The following is a 12825-nucleotide window of genomic DNA, read 5'->3' as shown; positions in this document are numbered from 1 at the left end:
GAAATTGTTATTATATTACAATCTATAATTAATCAATTATGAATATTAAAAATGTTTATATTTTAGAAGACAGGTCAATTCTTTACATAAGTGGAGAAGATGCAAAAGATTTTTTACAAAATCTTATTAGTAATGACATAAATAAAGTTAGTGAGAAAAATAGTTGTTTTACATCTTTGTTAACTCCACAAGGAAAATTTTTATATGAATTTATAATTGTAAAACATAAATCAGGATATCTTTTAGATTGTGAAAAGTATCAAGCAGATGGACTATTTAAACAGTTATCTCTTTATAAGCTAAGATCTAAAGTTGAAATTCTTAATTTAAGTAATGAATTTGTTGTAGCAGCATTTTCTCATGAAAAATTCTTAACTTTTGATGGAGCAAAAGATCAACCTGGATGCACAATTAAATTTAGAGAAGATCCAATATTTTTAGATCCAAGAAATAAACAATTAGGAGCAAGATTAATTATTAATTTAGAAAAACTTTACTTATCCTTAAAAAAACTAGATCTCCACGATACAGATGTAAACGAATATTATTCTTTAAGTCATAAACTAGGAATAGTTCCAAAAGATTTAAATAAATTACAAGATAAATTATTTGGTATTGAATGTAATTTTGAAGAGCTAAACGGAATTGATTTTAAAAAAGGTTGCTACGTAGGCCAAGAAAATACGGCTAGAATTAAATTAAAAAATAAACTTTCAAAAAGATTGATGCCTATAAACATAATTAGTGGAAAACTAAATGAAGGAGAAAGTATTTTTAATAATGAAAATGAAATAGGTAAAGTGTTAATAGATAATGATTACCCCTTCGCTTTAATCAAATATTTAGATAAAAACTTTGACGAAAAAGTTGAATTTAAAACTAAAGAAGCTTCAATATACATAAAAAAACCTGATTGGATTAGATAAAAATTGAAATTTGGTGCGGTCGGAGAGACTCGAACTCTCATGGACTAAGTCCACACGGCCCTCAACCGTGCCTGTCTACCAGTTTCAGCACGACCGCGATATGTCCCATAATAAATGAATGACAAGTATGTTTCAAATTGGTAAAAAACTTTATGGAATTTACTCAAGAAGTACGTAAAGCAACAGATCCAATTTACCAAAAAATTTCAAAGGTGATGCCTGAGATAGAGTGGTCAGTGCACGCACCATACATACATAAAATCAATAAATTAAAAAAAGAAAAAAATGCGGTAATTTTAGCTCACAACTATCAAACACCAGAGATTTATCATGGTGTTGCTGATTTCTCTGCAGACTCTCTTGCGCTTGCTATAGAAGCCTCAAAAACTTCAGCAGACATAATTCTTATGGCAGGAGTTCACTTTATGGCTGAAACTGCAAAATTAATGAGCCCTAACAAAAAAGTAATTTTACCTGATATGGAAGCAGGTTGTTCTTTATCATCCTCAATTACTGGTAAAGATGTGAGATTACTAAAAGAGAAGTACCCAGGTGTTCCTGTTGTATCGTATGTAAATACCTCAGCTGAAGTAAAAGCTGAAACAGATGTTTGTTGTACATCAGCAAATGCAGTAAAAATTGTTAAATCTCTTGGAGTAAAAAAAGTTATATTTTTACCTGATGATTACCTTGCAAAGTACGTTGCATCTCAAACTGATGTAGAAATTATATCCTGGAAAGGAATTTGTATAGTACACGACCAATTTAATAAAAAAGAAATTGAAGATATTAGAAAAAACAATCCTGGAATAAAAATTATTGCTCATCCAGAATGTCCACCAGATGTAATCGAAGCTAGTGATTTTGCAGGATCCACTTCTGGAATGATTAAATATGTAAAAGATAATCAACCAAAAAAAGTAATGATGGTTACTGAATGTTCAATGAGTGACAACATTCAAATAGAAAATCCAAATGTAGATTTTGTTAAACCATGCAATATGTGTCCACATATGAAAAAAATTACCTTACCTAAAATTTTAGATTGTTTAGAAAATGAGACTGGTGAAATCATAATGGATAAAGAAACAATTGATAAAGCTAGAATATCTGTAGAAAGAATGGCAGCTATCGGCAGATAATTAAGTGTCAAAAATTAAATTAAGCAAAGAATTCATCAAAAATACTGTTAAGTTAGCTCTAAATGAAGATCTGTATCCTTCAGGAGATATCACTTCAGCCTTAATTAACAACGATAAAATCGTAACCGTGAAATTAATATCAAATCAAAATGCAGTTGTTGCAGGATTATTATTTGCTAAACAAACTTTTTCCTTAATTGATAATAAAATAAAATTTATTATCAAAAAAAAAGATGGTTCAAGAACTAAAAAAGGTTCCTTAGTTGCTTTAATTAAAGGTAAAGCAAAAAATATTTTAATTGCAGAAAGAGTAGCTTTGAATTTTTTGTCACATATTTCTGGTATAGCAACCAAGACAAATGAATTTGTTAGATTAGCTGGAAAAAAAACAAAAATTTGTTGTACAAGAAAAACAATTCCAAACCTTAGAGTGATACAGAAGTATGCTGTGAAATTAGGTGGTGGTACAAACCATAGATTTAATTTAAGCGATGAATACTTAATTAAAGATAATCATATCGCAAGTTCAGATTTAAAAACTTTAGTTATTAAAGCAATTAAAAATAAAAAAAGAAAAAAAGTTACAGTGGAAGTTGATACAATTGATCAACTTAAATCAATTTTAGGATTAAAGTTTAATACTGTTCTACTAGATAATATGAATATCAAAAATATAAGAAAAGCAGTTAAAATTGCTAAAAAGTATTACGAAACTGAGGCTTCAGGTAATATTAATTTAAAAACTGTTAAAGCTGTTGCTTCAACTGGAGTAAATAGAATTTCGATTGGAAGTATTACTCATAGTGCTACTGCAGTTGATTTTAAGTTAGAAATTTAACTTACAAACTTAGACAGATCTGGTTTAAAATAATTAGGACCTTTCATAACTTTTCCTGCTTCATTATAAATCGGCTTTCCATTTTCATCCAATTTGCTCATATTTGAATTTTGAACTTCATCAAAACATTTATCTAAATCAATTCCAAAAGCATGTCCTGCTCCATAAGTTACATATAGAATATCAGTCAAAGCATCAGCAACTTCTAATAAATCTTTATTATTCATAGCTTCTGTGAGCTCATCTAATTCTTCTTTGATTAAATCTATTCTTAATTTATTTATCTTATCAGTGCTAAAAGATGGCTTAGTTTTAACATCTTGACCAAAGGTTTTCATAAAAGTTCCAACTTTACTAAAATTCGACATATTGCTCCTGTAAGTTTTTTAAAATTTGTTGTATTAATATAATTATTTGTACTTAAAAATTAATCAATGAAATTAAGAAAAGAATTTGACAGTATTGGAAGTATTAATGTCCCCAGCGACAAATATTGGGGTGCATCAACTCAGAGATCAAATAAATTTTTTAACATTGGAAAAATTTTAGTTAATATTTCTATAATAAAATCTATTGCTATTATTAAAAGATCAGCAGCAATAGTTCATGCTAAAGATAAATTAATTAGTGGTAAGATTTCAAAGGCAATTATCAAAGCTTCTGATGAGGTTATTAAAGGAAAATTAGATGAAAATTTTCCTTTAAAAGTTTGGCAAACAGGTTCTGGAACTCAAACAAACATGAATGTTAATGAAGTAATTGCTAATAGAGCTATTGAAATGCTTGGTGGAAAAAAAGGCACAAAAAAACCTGTACATCCAAATGATCATGTAAACAAATCTCAATCTACAAATGATGTTTTCCCAACTGCTATGCATATTTCAGTAGCAATACAAACTTTAGCTAAAATGTTGCCAAGTTTAAAAATTTTAGAAAAAGAATTAAAGAAAAAATCTATAGAATTTAAAAAAATTGTTAAAATTGGAAGAACTCATCTTCAAGATGCAACTCCATTATCTCTTGGTCAGGAATTTTCTGGATATCATTCTCAATTAAAAAAATGTATTGAAAGAATAGAATATGCATTGAAAGAAATTCTATTTTTAGCTCAAGGTGGAACAGCTGTTGGAACAGGAATAAACTCAAAAAAAAATTTTGATAAAAAAATTGTTAAAGAAATCTCAAAATTTACTAAAATAAAATTTAAACCTGCAGCAAATAAATTTGCTGAACTTGCAGCACACGATGCAATAGTAAATTTTTCTGGAACATTAAATACATGTGCTGTTGCATTGATGAAAATTTCAAATGATATCAGATTTTTAGGATCTGGACCTCGAGCTGGATACGGAGAACTAATATTACCTGAAAATGAACCTGGCTCATCAATAATGCCTGGAAAAGTAAATCCAACTCAGTGTGAAGCAGTTACGATGGTATGTGCAAACGTAATTGGAAATCACAATGGAATTACAATGGCAGGATCACATGGTCATTTTGAATTAAATGTATTTAAGCCATTAATTGCCCATAACATTTTGCAATCTATTGACTTATTGGCAGACAGTACAAAAAATTTTGCGCTTTATTGTGTTAAAGGAATTAAAGCTAATAAAAAGAGAATAAAAGAGCATTTAGATAATTCTTTAATGTTAGTAACTGCTTTAGCTCCGCATATTGGCTATGATAACGCTGCAAAAATAGCCAAGAGAGCCTTAAAGAATAATACAACACTGAAACATGAAACCTTAAAAACAGGATTAATTAGTAAAAAAGACTACGAGAAAATAGTTGATCCTAGAAAAATGATTTATCCTACGTAATTTTTAATTACTCCATTCAGTAAATTTTTTAAATAAATTTTATTTTGTAGATTATTTTCTTTTAGTAAAATATCCTCAAAAGTATAATTGGATTTTTCAAGTGTTTTTCCGTCTACACTGATATTGTTAACTTTTATATTTTTTTCATCAAAGAAATAAGTGAAATTAACATCAACTTTGCTAATTTTTTTTCTTAAATTTTTTGGAGTAAGTAAGAACTTATAAAGTTCATTTGTATTATTTATATTAATATCAACATTTGAATCTAAAATTAATTTTCCTTCTTTCACATATATTAAGCTATTTGAAAACTCAAAATCAATATTATTTTTCCAAGTTATTTTGGATTGATCAATATCAACTAAACCTTCTTGAATTTTAGATTTTAGCAAAACATTTTTAAAATCATCAAATTGTTTAATACTATTTCCAGCAACGATTAAATTAAAATCAACATTTTTATTATTTAAAATTTCAGTTTTTAAAAGCTCTTTAATAATTGCATTTGACGAGAACAAAGGGGAAAGATTTAGTTTATTTGTATTACCTGTTATATTTGAATAAAATGGCTTAAAATTAAATTTACCTACATAAGAAAACTCAGGATTTTGTATTTTATCAAATAATTTAAACTCAAACGAATTATCATTTAATTGATACTCAAACAAGTTTTTTGAGTTTATTAAATTTATTTCAGAAAAACCTAAATAATTTGTGTCATCATATGATGTTTTATTATCTATTTTAAGTCTTAAACTTTCTATACTTATTTTAGAATGTATTGTTTTTTCAATTTTATCATTAAAAATTTTAATTGAATAAGGTAAATTAAAAATCTCATTATTTGCATCAAACATATTTTTAATTTCTTTAGGATCGAAATAATATTTTGCGTTCCTGATATTATTAATAAATAAAACTTCATTTTCTAAACTTCTATAAAAAACATTACTATTTAATATTTCAAATTTGAAATCATTAAAATTACCATTTAATAGATTATAAAAAAAATTATAATTTTCTTTGTTTAAATTAAAATTTGCTTCTTCCAAGATGACATGATTTAATTTGATGTTTTTTAAAGAAAATAAATTTTCCAAAGAGACATAAACTTTAACTTTTTTTATGTCTGTAATTTTATTCTCTTTAAAATTAATTGAGGAATTATTTGAAGTAAAATGAGGTCTTGGTAAAAATTTATAATCTAAATCTTCTTGAAAATTAAACTCTAGGTTTAATTTGTTTTTTAAATTTTTTTTAATTTCTAAAGCTACTTCTTCTTTATTGTGAATATTTGGGAATGAAAGATATGATAAAAATAAAATAATTAGTGCGACAATAGATAAAAATATTTTATTGTTAATTAATAAATTTTTAAAATTATCAACATTTAACTTGTTTAAATTTTTCTCTAATAGATTATTAATAAATTTACTGAATTTTTTATTAAAATTAGCAATTAATTTAAGATTATTCATTTTGAGTAGTAATCTTATAAAACATTATTTTGAATGATAAATAGAGAATATTTAATTGGTTTAAATGAGGCTCAAAATGAGGCTGTAATGCATCTAGATGGTCCTCTTTTAATAGTAGCTGGCGCTGGCTCAGGAAAAACTAAAGTTCTAACATCAAGAATAGCAAATATAATTAAAGAAAAAAAAGCTTTTCCTAATCAAATTCTTGCAGTCACTTTTACAAATAAGGCTGCTAAAGAAATGCAAAATAGAGTTAGTAAAATTTTAGGATCAACTGCTGTTGGTCTTTCTTGGTTAGGAACTTTTCATTCAATTTGTGCGAAATTATTGAGAAAACATGCTTCAGCTGCACAATTAAACTCGAATTTCACTATCATAGATACTGACGATCAGATTAGATTAATAAAAAATATATGCAAAGCAGAAAATATCGATATCAAACAATTATCTCCAAGATTTATACTTACAATAATTGATAGGTGGAAGAATAAAGGTTTTTATCCTAGCGAAGTAATTATAAATAAAAAAAATATATATGAGAAAACTGTTCTTCCATTATACAAAATATATCAACAAAAATTAACAGATTTAAATTCTTGTGATTTTGGTGATTTAATCTTACATACAGTAAAAATTTTAGAATTTAACCCTGATATTAGAGAAATATATTCAAAAAATTTTAAATATATTTTGGTTGACGAATATCAAGATACAAACTTTATTCAAAGTAAATGGCTTAATCTTCTATCTGAAAAAAATAAAAATATTTGCTGTGTTGGTGATGATGATCAATCAATATATAGCTGGAGAGGTGCTGAGATTAAAAATTTTTTAGAGTTTGATCAAGTTTATGAGAACACTAAAGTAATAAGATTAGAACATAATTATAGATCTTCACAGAATATTTTATCTGTTGCTTCAAACCTTATTTCTAATAATCAAAATAGAATTGGGAAAACATTGATTACTACAATGGAAGAAGGTGATTTGGTTCAATTAAACTGTTTTAAAAATGGTAAAGATGAAGCAATCGGTGTTTCTGATGAAATAGAAAAAAAAATTAAAAAAAAATTTTCGTATAACAATATTGCAATTTTAGTTAGAGCGATTTTCCAAACACGTGAATTTGAAGAGCGATTTCTGAAAATTGGTATGCCCTACAGAATATTAGGTGGTACAAAATTTTATGAAAGAGCTGAGATTAAAGATTGTGTTGCATACTTAAGGTTAATTCATCAAGAGAAAGATGATTTAGCTTTTGAAAGAATTGTTAACAATCCAAAAAGATCAATAGGTGATAGCACCTTAAAAAACATTCACGAGTTTGCTAAGGAAAATAATTTAAATTTAGAAAGAGCATCAATAAAAATGCTTGAGCAAAATTTAATTAAGCCAAAAGCTAAAATTGGACTTAGCTTGTTTATTAATTCTCTAAACAAATGGAGAAATGATTTAACCATAAAGAAATCAAATCACATAAAGCTATTACAGATTGTTTTAGATGAGTCTGGTTATTCAGCAATGCTTAAAAATAAAAAAGATTTAGATAATGAAAATAGACTAGAAAATATCAAAGAGTTGTTAAGTGCTATGAAAGAATTTGATAATTTAGAGAGTTTTTTAGAACACGTATCGTTAGCAACATCTGTTGATCAAGAATGGGATGGTGAAAAAATTAATATGATGACCATGCATGCAGCAAAAGGTTTGGAATTTGATGTTGTATTTTTACCTGGATGGGAAGAGGGATTATTCCCACATCAAAAATCTATTGAAGAAAAAGGTCAAAATGGCCTAGAAGAAGAAAGACGGTTAGCGTATGTAGGAATTACAAGGGCAAAGAAAAAAGCTATAATTTCTTTCTCAATGAATAGATTTTACCAAGGGGATTGGATAGACAGTATGGCTTCGCGATTCATTGATGAATTACCAGAAAAACATTTAGAAAAAAATTCTTTCTTTGATGAAGAAATTAATAGTGATGATGATTTTGAGTTTAATCAGGATTTTGAAATTGAAGAAGGAACAAGAAGTCCTGGGTGGATAAGATATCAAAAGAGAATTAAATGAGAAATTATATAAAATTATTAAGAAGTAAATTTAAGAAATATGAAATTGATGGCTATATAATTCCAAAAAATGATGATTTTTTTACAGAATATTCAAAATTAAATCGATTAGAGGTTATTTCAAATTTTAGTGGGTCTGCTGGTTTAGCTATAATTCTTAAAAATAAAAATTATTTGTTTACTGATGGAAGATACACAATTCAAAGTAAAATTGAGAGTGGAAAAAATTTTAAAATTTATGGATTTGAAAAATTAATAAATTGTAATTTATTTAAGAATCTTACACTTGGTATAGATCCAAAGTTATTTACCAATACCCAAATTAGAAATTATTTTTTAAAATATAATAAAATTAAACATATTGAAAAAAATCTAATTGACGAAATTAAAAAACAAAAAAAGAATATTTCTGTTCCATTTTTTTCTTTAGATAAAAGTATTGTTGGTGAAAGTGTTAGTTCTAAATTAAGTAAAATAACTAAATACTTAAAAAATAATAAATCTGATTATATTTTTATAAGTGCGCCAGAAAATGTCGCGTGGGCTTTAAATATACGAGGAGGAGATGGCCCTAACAGCCCAATCCCTAATTCAAGATTGCTAGTAACTAAATCAAAAAAAATACTACTTATAAGTAATCTTAAGAAGTGTAAGCAATTATTAAAAAATAAAGTTATTAAAGAAGATGAATTTTTAGATGAAAATAATTTACCAAGCAGAATATTACATCTTAAGGGAAAAAACTTTATTGTAGACGATAAATCTTGTTCAATATTTTATGAAAATTTAATTAAATCTAAATTTAATATCATAAAAAGAGAAGATCCGGTTTATTTTTTAAAAGCAATTAAAAATAAAACTGAAATTAAAAATATGATCAATGCCCACATCTTGGACGGTGTTGCATTAACAAAATTTTTATACTGGATAAAAAAAATTAATAAAAAAAAAATTACAGAAGTAGAAGCTGCTAACAAATTAGAGAGTTTTAGAAAAATAAATAAAAACTTTCTTTATCCTAGTTTTGATACTATTGCAGGATCTGGTAAAAACGGTGCAATTGTTCATTATCGTGCAAAAAAAGAAAATTGCAGAGTTATAAATAAGAGAGACGTTTTTCTTTGCGATTCTGGAGGCCAATATAAATATGGCACAACAGATGTTACAAGAACAATTTGTTTTTCAAAACAAAAACAAAATATCAAAGATGTTTTCACTAAAGTTTTAAAAGGTCATATTGCTGTAGCTACGACAAATATTAACAAAGATGATACAGGTAAAAAAATTGATAAAAGAGCAAGAAAATTTTTAAATAAAAGCAATCTAGATTATGCACATGGTACAGGACACGGTGTTGGTTTTTTTCTTAATGTCCATGAAGGACCTCAGTCTATTACAAAAATAAATACTATTAAAATAAAAGAAGGAATGGTTTTAAGTAATGAGCCTGGGTATTATAAAACTAATGAATATGGAGTCAGGATTGAAAATTTAGTTTATGTTAAAAAAATAAAGAGAAATTTATTATTTAAAAATCTAACAATGGCACCCATAGAAAAGGATTTGATCAATTTTGAATTATTAACAGTTAAAGAAAAAAACTATCTATTTAAATATCACTTGGAAGTTTATTTAAAAATATCTGAATATTTAAATCGAAATGAGAGAAAATGGCTAGCTAGCTTTATTTAGCATTTTCAAAAATTCAGCTTGATCTATAACTTTTATATCAAGCTGTTTGGCATTATCTATTTTCTTCTTTGTCGGTTTGTCCCCAGTTATTAAATAATTTAATTTCTTAGATACGCTACTAACTATTTTACCTGAATTTTCTTCAATCAAAGATTTAACTTCAGCTCTACTAATTCCATTTAATTTACCAGTAACTAAAAAAGTCTTGTTTTTTAATATGCCATCGTCTGAATTTTGAATAGCATCTTTGATAAACAAAACTTTTTCCAGTTCATTTAAAACTTGTTGGTTAGTTTCGTTTGAAAAAAAATTCTTTATTGAATTGACTTGTGTTTCGCCAATCCCATCGATGTTAAGCATATCTTCATAATCATTTTGTTTGGATAACTTTTTAAATTCTGAAAACGATACAAAATGTTTAGACAACAACTTTGCATTTTCTAGACCTATATGCCGTATGCCAAGAGAATATATAAATCTTTCTAAAGAAATAGTTTTTTTTTGATCTATTGAATACTTTAGATTTTGAACAGAAAGTTTGCCCCAACCATCTAAATTTTCAATTTTTAAAAAATCTAAATTAAAAATATCTTGAGGATATTTAATGAATTTTAATTTCCAAAAATTTTCAACTATTTTTTTTCCAAAACCATCAATATTAAAAGCTTCTTTTGAAATAAAATGTTTTAATTTTTCAATTGATATTTTATCACAATAATAACCTTCGCTAGAACATCTCCTTACAGCGTCAACTTTTTTTGTAACATTATTAAATTCTTTAATTGTTTCTGATCCACATGATGGACAATTTTTTGGAAACATGAATTTTTTTGAATTTTTTGATCTTTTTTGTTTATCTACTGAGAGTATATGAGGTATTACATCTCCAGCTCTCTCTATCACTGCTGTATCATCTATTCTAATGTCTTTTCGATTAATTTCATCTTCATTATGTAATGTTGCGTTTGAAACTATAACTCCACCAATATTAATTGGTTGAATTTTTGCAACTGGTGTTAAGGCACCAGTTCTACCTATCTGAATTTCTATATCTAAAATTTTAGAAACTGCTTTGTTAGATGAAAATTTATGTGCAATAGCCCACCTTGGAGCATTAGCAACATTACCCAATCTTCTTTGCATAGCAAAATCATTTACCTTATAAACTATTCCATCTATATCAAAATCTAAGTTCGCTCTTTTTTTTTCAATTTCATCATAATTTTTCATTAAATTTTTTATACCAGTGATTAACTTATTTAATGGATTTGTTTTAAATCCCCACTGACTTAGTTTTTTGAGAAAATCTGATTGATTATTTACCATTAGTCCTTTTTCATAACCAAATGTATATGCAATAAATTTTAAAGGTATTTTTTTTGTTTCCTCTGGATTTTTTTGTCTGAGAGAACCAGATGCAGCATTCCTTGGATTGGCAAATTTTTCATTTAAACTTTTAAAATCACTATTTTGAATAAATACTTCACCCCTAATATCAATTTCCTCAGGAAAATCTTTGTGATAAATTTCTTTTGGTATATCTTGTATTGTATTAAGGTTTTTAGTTATGTCCTCCCCTTCTTTTCCATCTCCTCTGGAAAGACCTTTGTGAAATTTACCATTTTTAAAAATTAACGACGCTGATATCCCATCAATTTTTGGTTCAGCGCTGTAAAAAATTTTATAACTATTTTTAATCGATAAATAATTAGTAATTTTTTTTTCAAAATTTATTAAATCTTCCTCAGAAAATGCATTTCCTAAAGATAACATTGGCACTTTGTGTAAGGATTTTTTAAAATTTTTAGAAGGTTTGTATCCAACTATATTATTTGGAGAAAATTTTGACTCTAAAAATTTATAGTTTTCTTCTAATTTAAGTATTTCTTTTTTTAATTCATCATAATCTTTGTCAGAAACATTTGGTTGATTAAGATCGTAATAAGCTTTATTAAACTTTTTATATAAATTAATTTTTTTTTTATAATTTGAATAAATTTTTTTTTTATTCATCTAAATTTAAAAAATTTTTTAATTTTTTTCTTAAATTACTTTTTTTATTGCTTTTATCCAAATTATTCTTCTGGTATTTTTTGTCGAATAATACATAGGAATTCTCATACCATTTAGATGATTGATAATTATATCCTAATAAGTTTGCATATTTTTTAGACTCATCTTTCAATCCCAACAAGTAATAAATTTCAACTAATCTATATAATGCTTCTTCTATATAAATAGTTGTGTCATAATCATCAACAACGTTTTTAAATCTATTTATTGCAGGTATCCATTTTTTTCTATCTACATAATATCTTCCAATATAAAGTTCTTTTGCAGCTAAAACATCATTTATTAATTCAATTTTAAAATCTGCATCTATCGAGTACTCAGTATTAGGATAATTTTGTATCAAATATTCAAAATAACTTTTTGCTTTAAGTATGGAAAAAGTATCTTTTTTTTCGTCTACAATTTGTTCGTAATAAGCAATTCCCAACATATAATATGCGTAATCTAAATTTTTATCTTTAGGATATATATTCAAAAATCTATTTAGTTCCATTATACAATCTTCATAATAATCTTGAATATAGTATGAGTAAGCTGCCATTAAAGATGATTTGGGAGCAAGGTCAGATTGAGGATATAAAATTTCTACTTCATTAAATTTTCTAGCAGCAAATAAAACATCTCCTTGATCAAGTGCCTTTAGTCCTTCAGAATATGCTTCTCTTACCTGAAGATCCAAACTTTTTTTAGTCACTACTGAAATTTTTTTATCTTCTTTAGAGCAAGATATTGCTAAGATAAATAATAAAAGAATAAGAACTACTCTCATAATATTTGTTATACT

Annotated in this window: 10 protein-coding genes and 1 tRNA gene; 6 read left to right on the top strand and 5 right to left on the bottom strand. The window is 26.1% G+C overall.

Going from position 1 to position 12825, the window contains the following annotated elements; translation table 11 throughout:
* Nucleotides 1-38: 38 nt before the first annotated feature.
* Entirely contained in the window at nt 39-926 is an 888-nt protein-coding gene (ygfZ, locus tag ACTTA0_RS02915) for a CAF17-like 4Fe-4S cluster assembly/insertion protein YgfZ (RefSeq protein WP_440676022.1), read from the top strand.
* 11 nt (nt 927-937) lie between these two features.
* On the opposite strand, the gene ACTTA0_RS02910 is transcribed toward ygfZ, so the two are convergent.
* A tRNA-Leu gene (locus ACTTA0_RS02910) sits at nt 938-1023 on the bottom strand.
* Nucleotides 1024-1078: 55 nt separating this feature from the next.
* On the opposite strand from ACTTA0_RS02910, the gene nadA reads away from it, so the two are divergent.
* Together nadA and nadC are read left to right on the top strand one after the other, a co-directional pair.
* Entirely contained in the window at nt 1079-2068 is a 990-nt protein-coding gene (nadA, locus tag ACTTA0_RS02905; protein ID WP_440676021.1) for a quinolinate synthase NadA, read from the top strand.
* Nucleotides 2069-2072: 4 nt separating this feature from the next.
* Nucleotides 2073-2906: a carboxylating nicotinate-nucleotide diphosphorylase gene (nadC, locus tag ACTTA0_RS02900; protein ID WP_440676019.1), complete on the top strand. Its 834-nt coding sequence runs from the start codon at nt 2073-2075 to the stop codon at nt 2904-2906.
* On the opposite strand, the gene ACTTA0_RS02895 is transcribed toward nadC, so the two are convergent.
* Nucleotides 2903-3274 (bottom strand): phosphoribosyl-ATP diphosphatase, encoded by a 372-nt coding sequence (locus ACTTA0_RS02895; protein ID WP_440635338.1) that lies wholly within the window; start codon nt 3272-3274, stop codon nt 2903-2905. The genes nadC and ACTTA0_RS02895 overlap by 4 nt on opposite strands.
* A gap of 66 nt (nt 3275-3340) precedes the next feature.
* Between ACTTA0_RS02895 and fumC the strand changes: the two genes are divergently transcribed.
* A complete protein-coding gene (fumC, locus tag ACTTA0_RS02890; RefSeq protein ID WP_440676018.1) occupies nt 3341-4729 on the top strand; it encodes a class II fumarate hydratase in 1389 nt (462 codons plus the stop codon).
* Here fumC and ACTTA0_RS02885 read toward each other — a convergent pair.
* Complete coding sequence (locus ACTTA0_RS02885) at nt 4717-6207, bottom strand: AsmA family protein (RefSeq protein WP_440676017.1); 1491 nt, start codon at nt 6205-6207, stop codon at nt 4717-4719. The two genes, fumC and ACTTA0_RS02885, sit on opposite strands and share 13 nt — an antisense overlap.
* Nucleotides 6208-6240: 33 nt before the next feature.
* Here ACTTA0_RS02885 and ACTTA0_RS02880 point away from each other — a divergent pair, with 33 nt between their 5' ends.
* Nucleotides 6241-8277, top strand: coding sequence for an ATP-dependent helicase (locus ACTTA0_RS02880; protein ID WP_440676016.1), 2037 nt, complete (start codon nt 6241-6243; stop codon nt 8275-8277).
* Complete coding sequence (locus ACTTA0_RS02875) at nt 8274-9968, top strand: M24 family metallopeptidase (RefSeq protein ID WP_440676014.1); 1695 nt, start codon at nt 8274-8276, stop codon at nt 9966-9968. Before ACTTA0_RS02880 ends, ACTTA0_RS02875 begins: the two co-directional genes overlap by 4 nt.
* Here the strand turns inward: ACTTA0_RS02875 and ligA are convergent.
* Together ligA and ACTTA0_RS02865 are read right to left on the bottom strand one after the other, a co-directional pair.
* Nucleotides 9951-11981, bottom strand: a complete 2031-nt coding sequence (gene ligA / locus ACTTA0_RS02870; RefSeq protein ID WP_440676013.1) for an NAD-dependent DNA ligase LigA — start codon at nt 11979-11981, stop codon at nt 9951-9953. The genes ACTTA0_RS02875 and ligA overlap by 18 nt on opposite strands.
* Nucleotides 11974-12810: an outer membrane protein assembly factor BamD gene (locus tag ACTTA0_RS02865; RefSeq protein ID WP_440676012.1), complete on the bottom strand. Its 837-nt coding sequence runs from the start codon at nt 12808-12810 to the stop codon at nt 11974-11976. The genes ligA and ACTTA0_RS02865 overlap by 8 nt, the downstream gene beginning before the upstream one ends.
* Nucleotides 12811-12825: the final 15 nt, after the last annotated feature.

Origin of the sequence: Candidatus Pelagibacter sp. HIMB1593, assembly GCF_052047755.1 — a bacterium.
In the GTDB taxonomy this organism is placed as follows: Bacteria; Pseudomonadota; Alphaproteobacteria; order Pelagibacterales; family Pelagibacteraceae; genus Pelagibacter.
Note: the sequence above shows the minus strand (reverse complement) of the source record. Positions and strands in the feature narration are given on the sequence as shown.

What these genes read in the sequence shown, in the direction of transcription:
- ygfZ (WP_440676022.1), top strand. Translation starts at nt 39, where the DNA reads ATGAATATTAAAAATGTTTATATTTTAGAAGACAGGTCAATTCTTTAC.
- nadA (WP_440676021.1), top strand. Translation starts at nt 1,079, where the DNA reads ATGGAATTTACTCAAGAAGTACGTAAAGCAACAGATCCAATTTACCAA.
- ACTTA0_RS02895 (WP_440635338.1), bottom strand. Translation starts at nt 3,274, where the DNA reads ATGTCGAATTTTAGTAAAGTTGGAACTTTTATGAAAACCTTTGGTCAA.
- fumC (WP_440676018.1), top strand. Translation starts at nt 3,341, where the DNA reads ATGAAATTAAGAAAAGAATTTGACAGTATTGGAAGTATTAATGTCCCC.
- ACTTA0_RS02885 (WP_440676017.1), bottom strand. Translation starts at nt 6,207, where the DNA reads ATGAATAATCTTAAATTAATTGCTAATTTTAATAAAAAATTCAGTAAA.
- ACTTA0_RS02880 (WP_440676016.1), top strand. Translation starts at nt 6,241, where the DNA reads ATGATAAATAGAGAATATTTAATTGGTTTAAATGAGGCTCAAAATGAG.
- ACTTA0_RS02875 (WP_440676014.1), top strand. Translation starts at nt 8,274, where the DNA reads ATGAGAAATTATATAAAATTATTAAGAAGTAAATTTAAGAAATATGAA.
- ligA (WP_440676013.1), bottom strand. Translation starts at nt 11,981, where the DNA reads ATGAATAAAAAAAAAATTTATTCAAATTATAAAAAAAAAATTAATTTA.
- ACTTA0_RS02865 (WP_440676012.1), bottom strand. Translation starts at nt 12,810, where the DNA reads ATGAGAGTAGTTCTTATTCTTTTATTATTTATCTTAGCAATATCTTGC.